Annotated in this window: 20 protein-coding genes; 14 read left to right on the top strand and 6 right to left on the bottom strand. The window is 69.0% G+C overall.

Annotated features, from left to right (window positions below; all coding sequences use genetic code 11):
- Positions 1–3: 3 nt before the first annotated feature.
- The 13 genes from ACI2JZ_RS12560 (at position 4) to ACI2JZ_RS12500 (ending at position 9,998) form a co-directional block, all read left to right on the top strand.
- A complete protein-coding gene (locus ACI2JZ_RS12560; protein WP_247623529.1) occupies positions 4–1,305 on the top strand; it encodes a hypothetical protein in 1,302 nt (433 codons plus the stop codon).
- Positions 1,302–1,895, top strand: a complete 594-nt coding sequence (locus ACI2JZ_RS12555) for a hypothetical protein (RefSeq protein WP_247623528.1) — start codon at positions 1,302–1,304, stop codon at positions 1,893–1,895. Before ACI2JZ_RS12560 ends, ACI2JZ_RS12555 begins: the two co-directional genes overlap by 4 nt.
- Positions 1,896–1,932: 37 nt before the next feature.
- Positions 1,933–2,601: a hypothetical protein gene (locus ACI2JZ_RS12550; RefSeq protein ID WP_404597811.1), complete on the top strand. Its 669-nt coding sequence runs from the start codon at positions 1,933–1,935 to the stop codon at positions 2,599–2,601.
- Positions 2,602–2,675: 74 nt separating this feature from the next.
- On the top strand, positions 2,676–3,551 hold the full coding sequence (locus ACI2JZ_RS12545) for a hypothetical protein (RefSeq protein WP_404597810.1): 876 nt from the start codon (positions 2,676–2,678) through the stop codon (positions 3,549–3,551).
- Between the two features lie 127 nt (positions 3,552–3,678).
- Entirely contained in the window at positions 3,679–3,966 is a 288-nt protein-coding gene (locus ACI2JZ_RS12540) for a WXG100 family type VII secretion target (protein WP_247623521.1), read from the top strand.
- Between the two features lie 76 nt (positions 3,967–4,042).
- Positions 4,043–4,345 (top strand): hypothetical protein, encoded by a 303-nt coding sequence (locus ACI2JZ_RS12535; protein WP_247623525.1) that lies wholly within the window; start codon positions 4,043–4,045, stop codon positions 4,343–4,345.
- The gene (locus ACI2JZ_RS12530; protein ID WP_404597808.1) at positions 4,342–5,469 is read left to right on the top strand and encodes a hypothetical protein; all 1,128 of its coding nucleotides are present in this window, start codon (positions 4,342–4,344) and stop codon (positions 5,467–5,469) included. Before ACI2JZ_RS12535 ends, ACI2JZ_RS12530 begins: the two co-directional genes overlap by 4 nt.
- Positions 5,466–6,107, top strand: a complete 642-nt coding sequence (locus tag ACI2JZ_RS12525; RefSeq protein WP_404597807.1) for a hypothetical protein — start codon at positions 5,466–5,468, stop codon at positions 6,105–6,107. The genes ACI2JZ_RS12530 and ACI2JZ_RS12525 overlap by 4 nt, the downstream gene beginning before the upstream one ends.
- Positions 6,108–6,111: 4 nt before the next feature.
- Complete coding sequence (locus ACI2JZ_RS12520) at positions 6,112–6,777, top strand: hypothetical protein (protein WP_404597805.1); 666 nt, start codon at positions 6,112–6,114, stop codon at positions 6,775–6,777.
- 122 nt (positions 6,778–6,899) lie between these two features.
- A complete protein-coding gene (locus ACI2JZ_RS12515) occupies positions 6,900–7,187 on the top strand; it encodes a WXG100 family type VII secretion target (protein WP_247623521.1) in 288 nt (95 codons plus the stop codon).
- A 155-nt stretch (positions 7,188–7,342) separates the two neighbouring features.
- Positions 7,343–7,657, top strand: coding sequence for a hypothetical protein (locus ACI2JZ_RS12510; protein ID WP_336641037.1), 315 nt, complete (start codon positions 7,343–7,345; stop codon positions 7,655–7,657).
- The gene (locus tag ACI2JZ_RS12505) at positions 7,638–9,326 is read left to right on the top strand and encodes an alpha/beta hydrolase (protein WP_404597803.1); all 1,689 of its coding nucleotides are present in this window, start codon (positions 7,638–7,640) and stop codon (positions 9,324–9,326) included. Before ACI2JZ_RS12510 ends, ACI2JZ_RS12505 begins: the two co-directional genes overlap by 20 nt.
- A 39-nt stretch (positions 9,327–9,365) precedes the next feature.
- A complete protein-coding gene (locus ACI2JZ_RS12500; protein WP_404597801.1) occupies positions 9,366–9,998 on the top strand; it encodes a hypothetical protein in 633 nt (210 codons plus the stop codon).
- A gap of 18 nt (positions 9,999–10,016) precedes the next feature.
- Here the strand turns inward: ACI2JZ_RS12500 and ACI2JZ_RS12495 are convergent, their stop codons facing one another.
- From ACI2JZ_RS12495 to ACI2JZ_RS12485, 3 genes are all read right to left on the bottom strand, one after another.
- Positions 10,017–10,487, bottom strand: coding sequence for a recombinase family protein (locus tag ACI2JZ_RS12495; protein WP_247623517.1), 471 nt, complete (start codon positions 10,485–10,487; stop codon positions 10,017–10,019).
- A 76-nt stretch (positions 10,488–10,563) separates the two neighbouring features.
- Positions 10,564–10,947, bottom strand: a complete 384-nt coding sequence (locus ACI2JZ_RS12490) for a response regulator (RefSeq protein WP_404597800.1) — start codon at positions 10,945–10,947, stop codon at positions 10,564–10,566.
- Between the two features lie 116 nt (positions 10,948–11,063).
- On the bottom strand, positions 11,064–12,053 hold the full coding sequence (locus ACI2JZ_RS12485; RefSeq protein WP_336641033.1) for a malate dehydrogenase: 990 nt from the start codon (positions 12,051–12,053) through the stop codon (positions 11,064–11,066).
- A 45-nt stretch (positions 12,054–12,098) separates the two neighbouring features.
- Here ACI2JZ_RS12485 and ACI2JZ_RS12480 point away from each other — a divergent pair, with 45 nt between their 5' ends.
- Positions 12,099–12,986, top strand: coding sequence for a neutral zinc metallopeptidase (locus ACI2JZ_RS12480; RefSeq protein ID WP_247623514.1), 888 nt, complete (start codon positions 12,099–12,101; stop codon positions 12,984–12,986).
- Positions 12,987–13,004: 18 nt separating this feature from the next.
- Here the strand turns inward: ACI2JZ_RS12480 and ACI2JZ_RS12475 are convergent, their stop codons facing one another.
- Genes ACI2JZ_RS12475 through ACI2JZ_RS12465 form a run of 3 tightly spaced genes read right to left on the bottom strand, consistent with a single transcriptional unit; the run spans position 13,005 to position 16,453 of the window.
- Complete coding sequence (locus ACI2JZ_RS12475) at positions 13,005–14,744, bottom strand: aldehyde dehydrogenase family protein (RefSeq protein WP_404597798.1); 1,740 nt, start codon at positions 14,742–14,744, stop codon at positions 13,005–13,007.
- 28 nt (positions 14,745–14,772) lie between these two features.
- Positions 14,773–16,149, bottom strand: a complete 1,377-nt coding sequence (locus ACI2JZ_RS12470; protein ID WP_404597796.1) for an MFS transporter — start codon at positions 16,147–16,149, stop codon at positions 14,773–14,775.
- Between the two features lie 40 nt (positions 16,150–16,189).
- Positions 16,190–16,453 (bottom strand): glutaredoxin family protein, encoded by a 264-nt coding sequence (locus ACI2JZ_RS12465; protein WP_247623511.1) that lies wholly within the window; start codon positions 16,451–16,453, stop codon positions 16,190–16,192.
- Positions 16,454–16,502: the final 49 nt, after the last annotated feature.

The following is a 16,502-nucleotide window of genomic DNA, read 5'->3' as shown; positions in this document are numbered from 1 at the left end:
AAGATGCAGACGCACAGCGGACGCGATGTCGAGGTGGTCGCGGGGGATGCTGCGGCGATCTCCACGCGAGGGTCGCAGATCACCGAGCTCGGCGAGAGCATGGTCGAGGCGGCGAGCACGCTCGAAGGCATCAAGGACGGCACGATCGTCGGGCGCGGATATGCGATGGACAAAATCAAGGAGGTCATCGACGACGTCCACAAAGACCTCGACGAGGCCGGTCGGCGCTACACGCCGGCGGGGTCGACCCTCTCCGCCTACGCGACGGCGCTCGCTCAGGTGCAGTCGCGCATGCAGACGGTGGTCGCGGATTGCGAGTCCAGCCTCACGGCCCTGCAGACGGCGCAGTCGAACGCGGCGGATGCATCGGCCGCGCTGAGCACCCACAACACGAACACGCGTCTGAACCCGCCGGAGGAGGATGCCGCGGCGGCCAACACCGCTGCGGGGCAGGAGCTCGCTTCTGCGGCATCCGGAGCCCAAAGCGCTCTGAGCACGGCATCGAGCGATCACGATGACAACCTCGCCGCTTTCGACGCCGAGTACGACACCTGGCACGAGGCGTACGAGACGGCCGTGTCGGGCCTCACGGATGCCAACGACATCGGCAAGGACTCCACCTGGGAGGACATCGCGGGAGTCCTCGCGGTCGTCGCCGAATGGGTCAGCTGGGTCGGTCTCGCGATTGCGGTGCTCGGCCTCATCATCGGCGGCCCCTTCTTCGCGATCGCCGCCCTGGTCGTCGGCGTCATCGCGCTCGCCCTCACCGTCGCGCTCATGTTCGACGGCCGCAAGGGGTGGGGGGATCTCGCGTGGGCCATCGTCGGAGTTCTCCCGATCGGCAAACTCGGTCAGGGATTGGGCAAGTTCTTCAAGGCGATCCCGAAGCAGCTCACCGGGCCGCTCGGGCAGATTCGCAATATCCACAACATCTCCGCACTGCCGAAGAACGGCTGGCGCGCGGCGAGCAAGCTCAACTTCGCAAACTTCGTCGAGAACGTCTCGCGCACCCGGCTGACGGGGCCGTTCACGCTCGCAGGACTCGGACAGCGATTCCTCGGCGGAGCGAATCGGTCTTTCACCGTCGCGTTCCAGGAGGCCGCTGCGGTCGGTACCGGTTATGGGAACAGGCTCTACACGCAGCTGCCGCAGGCGCTGCAGCAGCTGGCCAAGTCCGATGCTCCCACGCTGTTCGAGCAGGCATGGAACGTCTACAAGTGGGCGGACAAGGGCGTAGCCATGACCAACGGTCGACCGTCCGGTGGCCTCTCGCCCGCTGGCCTGCTGAACGGGATCACCCGATGACGCCGCTTCCCGTCGAGACGGCGACCGATGCGCGATGGGACTTCGCCTACGACGACGAGTGGTTCCTCCCGCTGCCGACCGCCCGCGATCTCGCGGGCGACGGCGGAGAGGAAGCGTGGGTCGACGCGGCGGTCGAGCTCTACGCGACACGTTCGTCTCTCACCGACGGCGATCTGGATGCGATCCGCCTCACGGCGCAAGGCCTCGTCGGGCTCGCGGGCAACGCAGCGACCCAGCTGTGGTTCATCCCCCGCGGGGTGTACAGCGACGTCCTCGTCGAGATCACGGTGGCGGATGCCGAGGCGCTCGATGAGCGCGCTGTGCTGGAAGAGATCGCGACGCTGCCCGACTCCACGGCATCCGAGCTGATCCAACTCGAGACCGACGCGCACGGCAACGGATTCCTGCTGCGCCGCACCTCCGCCGTCGTCGTCGACGGCGCCGCGCGCCCGATCGCCAACTGGACGGTCATGCTCCGTGCGGGAGAATGGGTCATCATGATCGAGGCGATGGGCTCGACCCTCGAGTCCTTCGCCCTCATGGAGGAGCACATCCTCCGCGTGATCGACGGCATCACCCTGCCGGCGTGACCGCCGCCCCGAACAGACCAGCGCGAGGAGCCCTTCGGTGAACGAGATCAACGACCTCGGCGTCGAGATGCAGTTCGGCGTTCCCCCGTTTCGCCTCGTGCTTCCTCCGGGCTGGGTGCGGCACGTGCCCACCAATGCGGCGCAGCAGGAGGACGTGCGCAAGGCGAGTGCGATCTTCATGCAGGCCGGGCGTCCCGACCTCGATGCCGAGTTCCGCACCATGACGGCGCAGGTCAACCAAGTCATGCGCAACACCAAGCTGTTCGCCGTCTACCGGCAGCAGGACGTGCCGATGGAGGAACTGCTCCCCCTGTCGATCACGGCCTCGCTGCTCACGGCCGCCCACGGCGAGAACCTCGACGGCTGGGTGACCGAGGCCTTCCGCCTGCGGGGCGCCGTCTTCCTCGACGACCACGTCAAGCACATCGTGCGCTGGGTGACCGAGGCGAAGCGCCCATCCGGGGCGTCGTCGATCGACGGCGTCGGCGGACGCACGATCACCTACGTCGTTCCGGTTCCCGGCACGCAGCGCCGGAAGGCGCTCGTGTTCACGTCGACGATCGTCATCCCGGACGGCGACGTGCTGCCCGCCGAGGTGCTCGATGAGCTGGCGCTGCTGAGCGATTCGATCGTCTCGACCTTCGCCTGGGAGAGGGTCGCGGAGGAGGACGCCGTACCCGCGGTCTCGCCCGCTGAAGCCGGTTGAGGGCGTGGCGGACCACCGATGCGTCGCCCGAGCGAACCGATGCTCTGGATCGCCCACGATGCCGAGGGCGAGGCATGAAGCCGGTCGTGCGCCTCTCCGGTGACGATGAGACGGTCACCGCGGTTGCGAACGAAGCGGTGGAAGTGCTTCGCGCACAGCCGCAGGCGGCATCGGCGCTGTTCTCCCGCCTGTGGAACCTGCATCAGCGTCGGCGGCGCTTCGTCTCGGCGTCCGCGGCGCCGGCGATCGCCACCGCGAGCGCGCCGCCACGGGCGCAGTCGAGCGCGGGATATCTCGCCGTGTGGGGAACGCTGCTCGGCATCGGATTGACGGCGGCGCTGACGTCGGCGGTGATGCTCGGTCCGTCCGACCGCAAGAACGCCTTCACCGACCCCGAGCTGGCCGTGTCGACGGCCTTCGTCGCGGGAGTGATCGCCATACCCGTTCTGCTCGTCGTGCTCTTGCTTCGGGTGCCGGACGTTCGGAGCGCCCGCATCGGTGAGGCGTCGTCGGCGCTGGTCGGCTTGCTGTGCGTCGCGATGCTCGCTATACGCCTCGTCCTCGGTACGGGCGACGACCGCGGGTTCACGCCGGAAGACCTCGCGATCTGGCTGCCGATGACAACGGCTATCACCCTCCTCATCGCGGGGGTCGCGATCCGTAGCGATAGGGTGCGGAGACAGGATGCTGCGCTCACGCCCCGCGTGCGAGCATCCGTCGATCCGGGCGACCTGCGCCAGATGCGGCGTGATGCGGAATGGGCGGCGTCGTCGTCCTCGCCGACGCCCTCCGACAAGGCCGAGTGGTCCCGTCGACTCGACACCCTGGCGAGCGCGGGAATCGACGCCACGACCATCGCCCAGGCGCGCACGCTCGCGCCGGCCGCCTGGGTCGCGTGGCTCGCCTACGACGGCGAGATCGACATCGCCGGCGTCATCCCCCGGCCCTGATTCCGGTTCTTCGCCCGGTTTGGCTCGATGGGGAGGTCTCCCCATCGACGGTGGGGGTGGGGGTTGTTAGGTTTGTGGGTATCGGGCCGGAGGGGTCCGGTTCATTCGATTTCCGGAGGTGTGGACGATGGCCGATTTCGGTGCGTCTTATGCAGAGATGGAGCAGGTGGCGTCGTCGCTGTCGCAGGCTCGTGATGACATTCAGGGTCAGTTGGACACGCTGAAGGGTCAGGTGGACACCCTTCTGGGTGAGGACTTCAAGACGCAGCATGCGTCGGGCAAGTTCGGTGAGGGTTACACGGAGCTGACGACGGGTCTGAAGACCGCGGTCGATGGCATCAATGACATGTCGGAGTCGTTGCTGGGCATGATGCGTGCGATTCAGGACCTCGACACGCAGCTCGCCGGCAGCTGACCGAGCGTTCTTCGTGGGGCGTCGACCGATCGGGTCGGCGCCCCCTTTCGACCGGTGACCAGGGGAGGGGACACGTATGCCTGATGTGAGTATCGACTACTCGGCCATGGAGGCGAGCAAGACCGCGTACGCGAACATGCGCACGTCGTTGGATGCCGCGACCAGCGCTCTTGGCAGCGTCTCCGGCTCGGCCGTCCCGCAGCAGGAGCTGCGGCGCCGTCTCGAAGACCTTCACGATTCGTGGGGTGGCGGCATCGACAAGCTCGGCCGCTACGCGGAAGATGCGAGCACCGGCCTGCAGGGCATCCTCGAGGCGTTCCGCGGGCTCGACTCCGAGCTCGCCGCCAGCATGGAGCCCGAGGAAGGGGCATCCGCATGACCGCGTTCCCCGCTCTGGGATTCGATCCCGCTCCCGGCGATCTCGGCGAGCTCGAGGGCTTCGTGCTCGGGCTCTCGACCGGCTGCGACAGCGTCGACGACGCGCTCGCGATGCTCAACGGCGACGATGACGCCGCCTGGACGGGCGAAGCCGCCGTGGCGTTCCGCGCCGCGATGAGCGAGGACTTCCGTCCGCACCTGGTCGACACGGGTTCGGCCCTACGCACCTCCCGCGATGCGCTCAGCACCTGGGTGACGCAGCTGACCGGCTACCAGCAGCGCGCTCGCGAGCTCGAGGACCGGGCGGCCACCGCCGCTGCGTCGGTGAGCAGCAAGGCGACCGCGAAGGACAAGGCCGTCGACGGCGCCGACGCCGAGGATGCCGATCCCGACGCCGTGTCGAATGCGACCACTGCCCTCGCGACGGCGCAGGGCGCGCTCGACGACGTGATCGCCGAGGCGCAGCGCCTCAAGATCGAGGTCGACGACGACGCGGCGATCGCCGCGCAGCACCTCGTGAGCGCGAGCGACACGCTCAACTCCTATGCGGGTAACGCGTTCTCGAACTTCCTCGAGGGGGCGGGCGACTGGCTGGCGGATGCCGGCGAGTGGCTCATGGACAACGTGGTGCCGATCCTGGAGGACATCCTCCGCGCGGCGCTGCCGATCATCGCCATCCTCTCGCTCTTCATCCCGGTGCTCGGCACCGTGGCGCTCGTCATGGCGATCGCGCTGGTCGCGATCGACGGGCTGCAGGCGCTCACCGGCCGCGGGTCGTGGACGGACTTCGCGATCGGCGCGGTCGGGTTGCTCGCCGGTGGTCTGCTGGGTGTCGCGGCGAAGACGCTCATCGGCCCCGGCGGTGCGGTGCTCATCCCGTCGATCCAGCGCATGACCCCGGCTCTCGCCGGTGGCGGTACGGCGGCGGGAACCCTCGCCGTCACGCTGAACATCAACATGAGCAACATGGTCGCCAACACCTACTGGATGACCAACACCGCCATGGACGCGCACAGCAAGGGGCAGGACTTCGTCGACAGCCTGTTCGGTCCGTGGCAGAACCTCGCCGAACGTGTTGACAACACGGTCCACGGCAACGGCCCGAAGACGGACGACGAGCTGTGAGCGTCGAACAGGCAACCGGCCACCGGGTCTGGCAGCGGATGCCGCAGGGCTGGATCGAGTTCCGTGCCCTCGGTGATCGCTCGCCCGACGAATGGCTGGAGCGTTACCTCGAGGGCGGCAAGGGCTGGCTCCCGGACGAGGCGCGTGAGGCGATCGTCGCCGGCTTCCACGAGGGTGTGCGCACCTTCGCCGACACCGGATTCGACTTCGCCGGGGTGTCGATCGTGCTCGGTGAGCGGCCGGCGGTGTCGTTCCTGTGCACGAACGTGGTCGTGACGGGTCCGGAAGCCACTGCGGATGCCGTCTCGCTGCACCGTCTCCTGCCGCTCGGTCGCTTCGGCGACGACGCGACCGCCGAGACCTTTGCGTCGCCGGACGGGCGGGTCGGCACCGTGACGAGCGGACTGGTGTCGCGCGGGGGTATGGACGCGGTCATGACGGTGGGTGAGATCCGTCTTCCCGACGAAGCGGGAACCGTGGTCGTCATGGGGATGTGCTCCGACCCGGCGCAGCGGCAGGAGCTGGCGGTGATGACGGCGTTCGCGCTGTCGATGACGCAGTACCTTCCCGAAGGCGTCGAGCCGCAGCTGCCGGAGGGCGCGCGATTCGAGACGCCGCTCGACGACGGCCTAACCTGAATCCATGCCCTTCGCCCTGATCCTCCCGGCCTCGCGTCCTCTCATCGCCGAGGCGGGATCCGATGACGCTCGCCCCGTCGAGGCCGACCGCGCCGCCGCGGCGCTGCGGGCGGACTTCGAACGATGGTCGCGGTGGGGGCTCGGCATCCTGGGCTTCGCCCTCGCTGCCGGCGGTGCGTTCGTGGCGGTCGGTCTCATCGAGACGGTGCGGATGCTGGGCGGCACGCCCGTCGGCAGCGACCTGGTGGCGATCGTGGTCGCCGTCGTCGTCGCTCTCGCGGGCGTCGCCCTGCTGGTGCTGCTGTGGAGGTCGGGGCGGCGGCTCCTCTCCGCGGCGACCTGGTGGATGCGCCTGCCGTACACGCGCGGAGGGCGCCAGCGCCGCGCCGGCGGTTGGCTGCAGGCTCGCACCGTGAACTTCGAGCCGCGGGTGTTCGTGCGCATCGTCACGGCGACCCTGGCACTGCTGATCGCGGTGGGCGGGATCGCGCTGTTCGTCCGCGACCTCATCGAGGGGCCGACGTCGATGACCGCGGCCGCGGCGACGGTCGGCATCGTCGGTGCCGTCTCCGGGATCGGCCAGATCGGCGGGGTGATGCGGATCGTGTCCGGTCTCTCGGAGCGGGACCCGCTCTGGGTGCGGATCCGGTCGGGCGTGATCGGTCGCTGACCTCGCCGTCACTCGCGGCTCGATGGGGAGGTCTCCCCATCGACGGTGGGGGTGGGGGTTGTTAGGTTTGTGGGTATCGGGCCGGAGGGGTCCGGTTCATTCGATTTCCGGAGGTGTGGACGATGGCCGATTTCGGTGCGTCTTATGCAGAGATGGAGCAGGTGGCGTCGTCGCTGTCGCAGGCTCGTGATGACATTCAGGGTCAGTTGGACACGCTGAAGGGTCAGGTGGACACCCTTCTGGGTGAGGACTTCAAGACGCAGCATGCGTCGGGCAAGTTCGGTGAGGGGTACACGGAGCTGACGACGGGTCTGAAGACCGCGGTCGATGGCATCAATGACATGTCGGAGTCGCTGCTGGGCATGATGCGTGCGATTCAGGACCTCGACACGCAGCTCGCCGGCAGCTGACCGAGCGCAGTTTTCGAGGGGTCGACGGTTCGCCGTCGGCCCCTTCGTCGTGTCCCCGACCCCGTCACCGGCACAGGGCGGATGGGGAGTCCTGCCCATCGTGGCTTCCTGATATGCCCCGCTAGGGTGAAACCACAGAGCACCGGGGGGTGAAAATGTCGGACGTCGAGATCGACAAGGCCGCGCTCGAAGGGGCGATCCTGCAGATCGACCTTTCGATCGGCAATTACGTGATGTATGCGAACGACATCTGGGCCCGCGACACCGGCGTCGGCAACCCAGTGGGGCGCACGAGCCTCCGGGTCATGCTCGAGAACGCACTCGGTCAGGCGTCGATGGAGGCGAAGGCGCAGCACCTCGACGGCATCGCGATCAGCGACCGCCTCAAGAGCATCAACGATTCGTTCGACGACCTCGACGTCTCGCTCGGCGCCGGATGGGATTCCGACTATGTCGCTGACTTCTCCTAATCGCGGCTGGACGCTCGAGGAGATCGAGTACGACAGCGGCTCCCTCGAAGGCATCCATCGTGACCTCGAGACGTTGATCGACGAGGGTGGCAACGCCCGGATCGTGCTGCGCAACATCGACGGCGGACTCGAAGGGCGCGGCGAGAGCATCGATCGCGTGCAGACCGAATCGGGCGCGCTCGCGAGCCGGATGAACCCGACGATCCTCACCCTCGGGCGCATCGCCGATGTCGTGCGCGCCTACGGCGAGGCCGTGGCGCAGCACGCGAAGGCGGCGAATGACCTCATCGACGACATCGAGACGGCCCATGCCGCGAAGGAGGCCGCGGCGGCCGATCTCGATGCGGCCGAGCTCGCGCAGCGTCAGTGCACGCCCGACGACACCGCGCAGACCCGCAACACGGCAGAGCAGGACGTCACGGATGCCGAGAGCGGTCTCGCCTCGGCCACCAGCACCCTCGACGATCTGTGGGAGCAGTGGGAGTCGTCGTATTCGCTGTGGGATGAGGCGTACGGCGCCGCCATCTCGGGTCTGGTGCGCGCCGATGGCACGACACTCAGCGACTCGACGCTCTCGGCGATCGATGCCCTCGCGAATGCGGACAGCCCCGCCGAGGTCGCCGAGATCTGGGACAGCCTCACCGATGCCCAGCGCGCGGCGTTGGCCCGCACCTACCCGGAGTTCGTCGGCAACCTCGAAGGCGTTCCCTACCTCGACCGTTTCCTTGCTAACAAGGCGGCTTACGACCGGGTGATCGAGGGTGGTCCGTACGGTGAGCCGCTCGACTCGCAGCTCGAGAGCCTCGGACTCGAGCTCACCGACTTCGACGGTCAACTGCTGATGTTCCACCCCTTCGAGCATCCGCAGGCGACCGCCGCTGTGATGTACGGCGTGCGGATCGTCGACGATGAAGGCAACCCGGTCGATCCGATGGATGGCATCACCAACGTCAACGTCCTCGTCGGCGGCATGTTCTCGAGCCTCGAGGACCTCGAGGCGTGGGGGCAGAGCGCACGTGATCTCAACACCTTCGCTGATGCGTACGGAGGGGGAGTGCGGTCGGCGACGATCGCCTGGTACGGCTACGATTCCCCGAACATGCTCAGCGAGCACACGATGGGCAGCGCGACCGAGGGGGCGGCGACGCTGAGCTCGACGCTGCGCGGACTCGACACTGAGGTATCGTCGCAGGTCACCACGTCGGTGATCGGACACTCCTACGGCAGCACGACCGCGTTCCTCGCGGTCGGTGGGTCTTCCGACAACCTCGGCGTCGACAACCTCATCGCGGTCGGCTCGGCCGGCGTCCCCGACGGGTATCACCAGAGCTGGACCGGCGATGCGCCGATGGACTACTCCGGAACGCAGATCTACGCCTCGCGCGCCCCGGGTGATTGGATCGCGCGATACGGCGAGCACAGCTCGTTCGGCCACGGCACCAACCCCGAGGAGCTGCCGGGGGCGGTCAGCTTCGAGAGCGACGGTGGGCAGGTGCCGAGCCTGAACGGCGGCACCGAGGCGGGTCTCGGAACCCCCGGCCACGCGGCGCACGACGGAGGCAACTCGGTGTGGGGGTGGTGGGAGGAGGACAATGGATACCTTGCCCGCGACTCGGAGTCGTTCCGTAACATTGCCAACATCGTCGCCAATGGCGAGCCGCTCGGTTGACCGGCTCGCGGCGACGATGCACGAGGGCAGAGGATGCAGATGAGGAAGCGCTGGCGGATGTCCGCGGTGGTGGCGGTGGTGGCGGTCGCCCTCACCGGGTGCGTGAACGGAGGAGACGGAATGACCCCTACAGGTGACGAGCTCGTCGCGCAGGCGAAGCAGCACTACCTCGACTACCGGTCCATCACCAACGATGTCCAGGCGCTCATCTACGACGGGCCCTGGGAAGCGGAGATCGGCTCCTTCGGGATGCAGCCCTCGGCCGCAGGGTGCGGCGACAACGGTTACAAGTTCGATCTCACACGCACGACGCAGGTCGATCCGGACGCGCAGGGAGCGCTGCGCGATGAGGTGCGTCGCCATCTCACCGACGCCGGGTTCGAGGTCGAGGGCCAGGATCTCGGTTCCGGAGATGCGCAGTCCTCCGACGTGATCGTGCGCGAGCAGGGCGACTTCTCGCAGCTCATGGTGACCTTCATCGCCAATGGGTCGGTACTCGTCACGGCGACCACGAAGTGCTGGCCCGGAGACCGCGCCGAATTGAGCAAGCTGATCTTCGGGGGCGTGACGCTCTCCGAGGGCTATCTTCCGCGCGAGGAGTCGCCCAGCGATCCGCTCTTCTTCGGCGTCACGCCGGGTGAGCCGGCGTTCGGTCCGACGCCCTCACCGTAGGCTGCGCGGGATCCGGACTCAGCGCGCGAGATCGGCCAGGTGGCGCGCGTCGTGGTTGAGCACCTTGACGATGATGCCGCGGCGACGGAGGTCGGCGACCGTGCGCGACTCCTCTTCGCCGTCGCGCCCGAGCGCGTGCGTGTTCGCGACGACGAGCACGTCGCCCTTGTGCAGGGTGTCGATGAGGCGGGCGAGACGATCGCCCCAGCTCTCGAGGATGTCGGGGGCGGGGTGACGGAACCCCTCGATCGGAACGCCGAAGCGCGTGAGATCATCGCGCTGCTGCACGACCGGAGGCATGCCCTCGCGGGAGACCACGAGTCCGACGAGGCGTGAACCGTCGGGGCGAGCGAGCCAGAAGTCGCGGTTCTGCTGCAGTTCGGTGAAGCACTTGGGACACTCCGCCGCGGCGTGCGGCAGGTGCAGCGGGCTCGTCAGCGCGTCGTCGACCGATGCCGTGCCGGTGGTCCGGTCTGTCGTCTCGCTCATGGGCGCACCTCCGGACTCCATTCTGCCCTGTCGGCGCCGAATCCGTGTCGACTCCGCCGACGGGATCGGATGCCGCTCAGAGCTGTTGCAGGCGACGGGGAGGTCCCTCGAGCCGGGCGATCGTGATCTTCACGTCGACCAGCTCGTGCTCGACGCCGAGGAGGCGTTCCTCCACCCGGTCGATACGGGCGTCGACGCGATCGAGTCGGGCGTCCACCTGGTCGAATCGGCGATAGACCTGCTCGAACCGGGCGTCGACCTGCTCGAACCGGGCGTCGACCTGCTCGAACCGGGCGTCGACCTGCTCGAACCGGTCGTCGATCCGCGCATCCATCTGCACGAATCGCGCGTCCAGACCGCGCGTCTGGTGGGCGAGCATCGCGCCCACGCCGCTGAGCACCGTCGCCGTGAAGGCGAAGAGCGCGATGATCATTCCGATCGTGTCAGGAGACAAGGTCACCGGTCCATTCTGCTCCGCGGAGCGTCGTCAGTCCAGTAACCATATGTTGGCGAATCGCGTACGTGTGGGGACAGTGGATAAGTCGGTTATCCACACGTTCGCGCCGGAGGAGTGGATCAGATCAGACCGAGCGACCGCACCGCATCGCGCTCCTCGACGAGTTCGGCGACCGAGGCGTCGATGCGCCGCCGGGCGTCCTCGCCGATCTCCAGACCCTCGACGACCCGCCACTCGCCGTCGACCGCACGCACGGGGAACGACGAGATCAGGCCCGCGGGCACCCCGTACTCACCGTGCGAGACGACGCCGGCCGAGGTCCAGTCCTCGGTGCCGCGCACCCAGTCGCGCACGTGGTCGATCGTGGCGCTCGCCGCCGAGGCGACCGACGACGACCCGCGCACCCGGATGATCTCGGCACCCCGCTTGGCGACCCGCGGGATGAAAGTCTCGTCCAACCACGCCGGCACGTCGCCGACGATCGCGGCGAGAGCGTCCGCCGCAGGCTCGCCCGCCACGGTCGCGTGCGACACGTCGGGGAACTGCGTCGCGGAGTGGTTGCCCCAGATCGGCAGGCGCCCCACCGTCGCGACAGGCACGCCCAGCGTCTGTGCGAACTGCGCCCTGGCGCGGTTCTCATCGAGGCGAGTCAGCGCCGTGAATCGTTCGGCCGGCACGCCGTCGGCGGATGCCGCGGCGATGAGCGCGTTCGTGTTCGCGGGGTTCCCGACGACCGTGACCCGCACGCCGGGTGCCGCGTTCGCGGCGATCGCCGCCCCCTGCGGGCCGAAGATGCCACCGTTCGCGGCGAGCAGGTCGCCCCGCTCCATGCCGGGTCCGCGCGGGCGCGCGCCCACGAGCAGCGCGAGGTCGGCACCGTCGAAGCCGATCGCCGCGTCATCCGTCACCTCGACGTGCTCGAGCAGCCCGAAAGCGCCGTCCTGCAGCTCGAGCGCCGCGCCCTCCGCCGCTCCGATCCCCTGCGGGATCTCGAGCAGCCGCAGCCGCACCTTCTCGTCCGGTCCGAGCAGGTCTCCCGCCGCGATGCGGAACAGCAGCGCGTAGCCGATCTGTCCGCCCGCGCCCGTGATGGTGATCGTCGTGGTCATATCCCGAGCCTACGACCGTCCGAGGGGCGGAGTACCCTCGGAGCCATGACGTTCAACCCCGACGCCGACCTGTCGACCAACACCACGCGCCGCCGCGGTCGCAACGCGGCGATCGCGGGAGGCACAGGAGTCGGGGTGCTCGGCCTCATCGCCCTGATCGCGGGGCCGCTGCTCGGGATCGACCTGACGGGGCTTCTCGGCGGCGGCACGTCGACGGGCGGTTCGGGCTCCGACTCCGGGAGCTCGGTCATCGAGAACTGCGACACGGGGCAGGACGCGAACGAGAACGTCGACTGCCGAATGGCCGGCGCACAGGTCGCACTCGACGCGTTCTGGGAAGACAACGTCGAGGGGTACGTGCCGCCGACCCTGACGGTGGTCGACGGTGCGACCTCGACGCAGTGCGGCACCGCCTCCAACGCCGTCGGGCCGTTCTACTGCCCGCCCGAGCAGGGCGTCTACCTCGACCCCACGTTCTTCTCGCTCATGCAGCAGCAGTTCGGGGCATCCGCCGGCAACCTCGCCCAGCTCTACATCGTGGGTCACGAGTGGGGTCACCACATCCAGAACATCGTCGGCACGATGGATCAGTACCCGAACAACGGCACCGGAGAGGGCAGCAACGGCGTGCGCATGGAGTTGCAGGCGGACTGCTACGCCGGTGCCTGGATCGGGCGGATCTCCGAGCAGACGGACGCCGACGGCACGCCGTACCTGCAACCGACCACCGAGGAGCAGCGGCGGGACGCATTGGATGCCGCTGCCGCGGTGGGAGACGACCACATCCAGGAGATGTCGGGCGTTTCGAACCCCGACAGCTGGACGCACGGGTCGAGCGAGCAGCGGCAGTATTGGTTCGCGCTCGGCTACAGCGAGGGCCTGGGGGTCTGCGCCGAGACGTTCACCCGCTCGGTCGACGACCTCGACCCCTGAGACTGACCCAGGGGTGCGTCAGGCGCGCAGCGCCGCGAGCAGCGTCTTCACGAGGCCTCCCACGCCCCCGCTCGCCCGGAACCGCGTGAGCCCCTCGCTCACCTCGGCGCCGGTGCGAGAAGTGACGAACCACGGCGGCGTCGGCAGGATCGTGACCCGACCGCCGCCGTTGAGGCCCGGCGCGGAGCGCGGGAACGGCCGGAACGGGCCGCGCAGCACCGATCGCTCGACCCGATCGAGCAGCAGGGCGTTGTGCACGACGCCGATGCCGCTGCCGACGTCGTCGATCGTGCTGCCGGGGAAAGCGCCCCAGGTCAGTGTCGGGGTGATGAACGCGAAGCCGGTCCAGCCGTTGATCGCGATCGATCCGTACCGGAGGTCGGCGATCGCCCTCTCGAATCCGGTGCCGAGCGACTTCTCGGTCGCCGGGTCGATGAGCACGTTCGCCCCGAGTGTGCCCTGCAGCTCGTCGTTCGCGTAGGCGACGGCGGCGTCGAGGAACTCCTGGCCCGTCCCGGCGACGCTCACGACGCCGAGGACAGGAGCGAAGTACTCGGTGCTCTGCAGGGCCGAGGCGTCGTCGTCGCCGTCGATCTCCACGAGCAGCCGGTCGCCGAGCACGAGGGCATCGGGGTAGGCATCGGATGCCTCGTGCATGCGGTTCGTCGACCCCGGGTACCAGGTGGGTCGCTCGGGCGCGCTCGCATAGGCGCGACGGAGCGCGGCGCGGAAGGCATCCGCCTGGTCCCAATCCTCCGACAGGATCACGACCTGCCCGGCGATGCAGTTGTGGCCGCTGTTCTGCAGCCGCATGGTCGCGACGTGCTCGGCCTGGTACCGCAGGTCGGCGTCGGACCAGTCGCCGGGCACGACGATGATCGGCGAGACCCCGCCGAGCTCGGCCGTGATCGGCTTCGACATCGACGGCTTCTTGCGGCGGGCGCCGCGCGCGGTCTTCGCGCCCCAGACGATCGCGTCGAACGTCGCCGCGGACCCGGTGATGTGCACGTGCGAGAGGTCGGGATGCGCCGTGAGGTAGGCACCGACCGCCGGGCCGCCGCGCACGATGCGCAGGAACCCCGGCTCGATGAGCGGGGCGAGCGCGCGCTTGTAGATCGGCACGAGGGGATCCTGCGTCGGGTTCACCTTGAGCAGCGCGGTGCGGTTCGAGGCGAGCAGTTCGTAGAGCACGTCGAGCACGGGGATCGAGGTGACGTTGCCGGCGCCGAGCACGAGCCCCACTCCGCCGGAGACGGTCGGGGTGCGCTGGCCGAGCCCGGCGGCGGCTCGGGCCGCGCGCGGTGTCGTGCCCGGTTCGAGCCAGACCTCGCCGGTGAATCCCGACAGCAGGAAGCGATCGATGCCGGTGAGGGGGAAGGCGTGCACGCGCGTGCGGCCGCCGGGGGCGCGGTCGATGGTGACTCCGTCGAGCGGGTTGGCGCCGCGGGCGAGCCGCGAGAGCGTCTCGATGTAGGCGTCGACGGCGCCGAGCACACCGTAGGGCCCGCTCAGCCATTCCTCGCCTCGGAGCGGATGCCGCGCATCGAGCCCCTTCGTCGCCGCGGCGGTCGTGGCCCAGTCCTCGGCGGTCGCGGCCACGCTCGTGCGCACCTGACGCAGCAGCGTCACGCGCTGCGCGACCGTGAGCGCCGACCACACGCGGGCGCCCGTGTGCAGGTCGTCGATCGCCGTATCGAGCCGCGCGTGCTCGCTCTCGCCGATCTCGGGCGTGGTCGTGGCGACGGGCGTGGAGGTCACGGGCGGCTCCTTCGAACGGGATCCCAGCTTATGCGTCGATGTCGTGGCGGCGCAGGCGGTAACGGCGAAGAGGCAGGAGGCTCGCGAGCATGATCAGTGCGGGAAGGATGCTGAAACTGAGCACGATGCCGGTGATGGCGGCATCCGGCTGCTCGACCGTCGTGCCCGCGACCGTCGAGACGTACCCGGTCAGGGCGAGGGTGAGCGAGACCGTCGTCGCACCGAGAGCGAAGCCGACCGTCTCCCCGGCGGTCCAGATGCCGGTGAAGGTGCCCGCGCGCCCGCTGCCGTGGGTGCGCTCGTCGTGCGAGATGACGTCGGGCAGCATCGCCATCGGCAGCGACTGCAGCCCGGCGTAGGCGATTCCGGCCACCGCGACGGAGGCGTAGATCCAGGCGCCGGGCGTCCAGACTGCGATCGTGAGGGATGCCGCGGCGAGAGTGAACAGCACGCTCGCGATGCCGAACGCGCGCTCCTTGCCGACCCGCCGGGCGATGACCGTCCACACGGGCGTCGCCACGAGCGCAGGGCCGACGAGCGCGACGAACACGAACGTCACGGCGTCCTCCGACCGCAGTACCCAGGTCGCCACGTACTGCGCCCCGGCGAGCATGGTGCCGGTCGCGAGCGCCTGCAGCAGGAACGCGCCCAGCAGCGCACGGAACGGCTGGCTGCGCCGCAGCGCCCGGAACCCCGAGGCGTACTGCTCTCGGATGCCGGCGGCCGGGGCCACCGCGCTCTCGTCGCCGACGCGGCGTGCGGCCGCGGCATCCGCCGTGCGCGTCGCCACGAACATGCCGATGCCGATCGCGAGACCCGCGACGATCCCCATCAGCAGATATCCGAGCACGGGGTCGTCGCCCGCCTTGCGCAGTGCGGGGCCACCCGCGCCGAACAGGAGGATGGATGCCGTCAGCACCACGACCCGCCAACCGAGCAGGCGCGTGCGCTCGTCGTAACCGTCGGTGAGCTCGGCGGGCAGCGCGACGTACGGCACCTGGAACAGGCTGAACGACGTCGCCGTGGCGAGGAAGGCGAGCAGCACGCACACCGCACCGGCCATCGGACCCCACGACGGAGGCACCGCGAACGTCAGCGCGAAGAACACGGGCAGCGTGACGGCGCCCAGCACCATGAACCCGCGACGCGAGCCCGTGCGCGCGAGCTGACGGTCGGAGGCCGCGCCGATCAGCGGGTCGATCACGACGTCCCAGATCTTGGCGGCGGTGACGATGACTCCGGCGGCCAGGGCGGCGACCCCGAGGTTGTCGGTGAGGAAGTACGTCAGCACCAGCCCGGGCAGCGTGGCGTATCCGCCGGTGCCGACGGACCCGATCGCGTACAGCACGATCGTGCGCGCGGACAGGCGGACGGATGCTCGTTCGGGCCGAGCCTCTGTGCTCATCGCGCCAGTGTAGCGGTGGCCCTTTGTGCCGGGGCGGCGCTCAGATCAGGGAGAGCTCGCGCAACTTCGCCTCGACGTCGGCGTTCGACGGCTCGACCTGGTGGGAGGAGTCGGGGTACAGGACGACGGGGATGTTCGTGCGGCCGGAGATGTCCTTCGCGACGTCGGCACCGGAGGGGTCGGCGACGAGATCGACGTACGTGTACTCGACGCCGAGGTCGTCGAGCTGCTTCTTGGTGCGGATGCAGTCGCGGCACCAGTCGGCACCGAACATCGTGATGGTGGATTCAGCGGGAGAAGTCATGACACAAGCGTAGAACGCCCTGGCGAGGAGAGGGCCGAGAGGGGGTTGT

Source organism: Microbacterium sp. NPDC087868, assembly GCF_044900755.1.
Taxonomy (GTDB): Bacteria; Actinomycetota; Actinomycetes; order Actinomycetales; family Microbacteriaceae; genus Microbacterium; species Microbacterium galbinum.
Note: the sequence above shows the minus strand (reverse complement) of the source record. Positions and strands in the feature narration are given on the sequence as shown.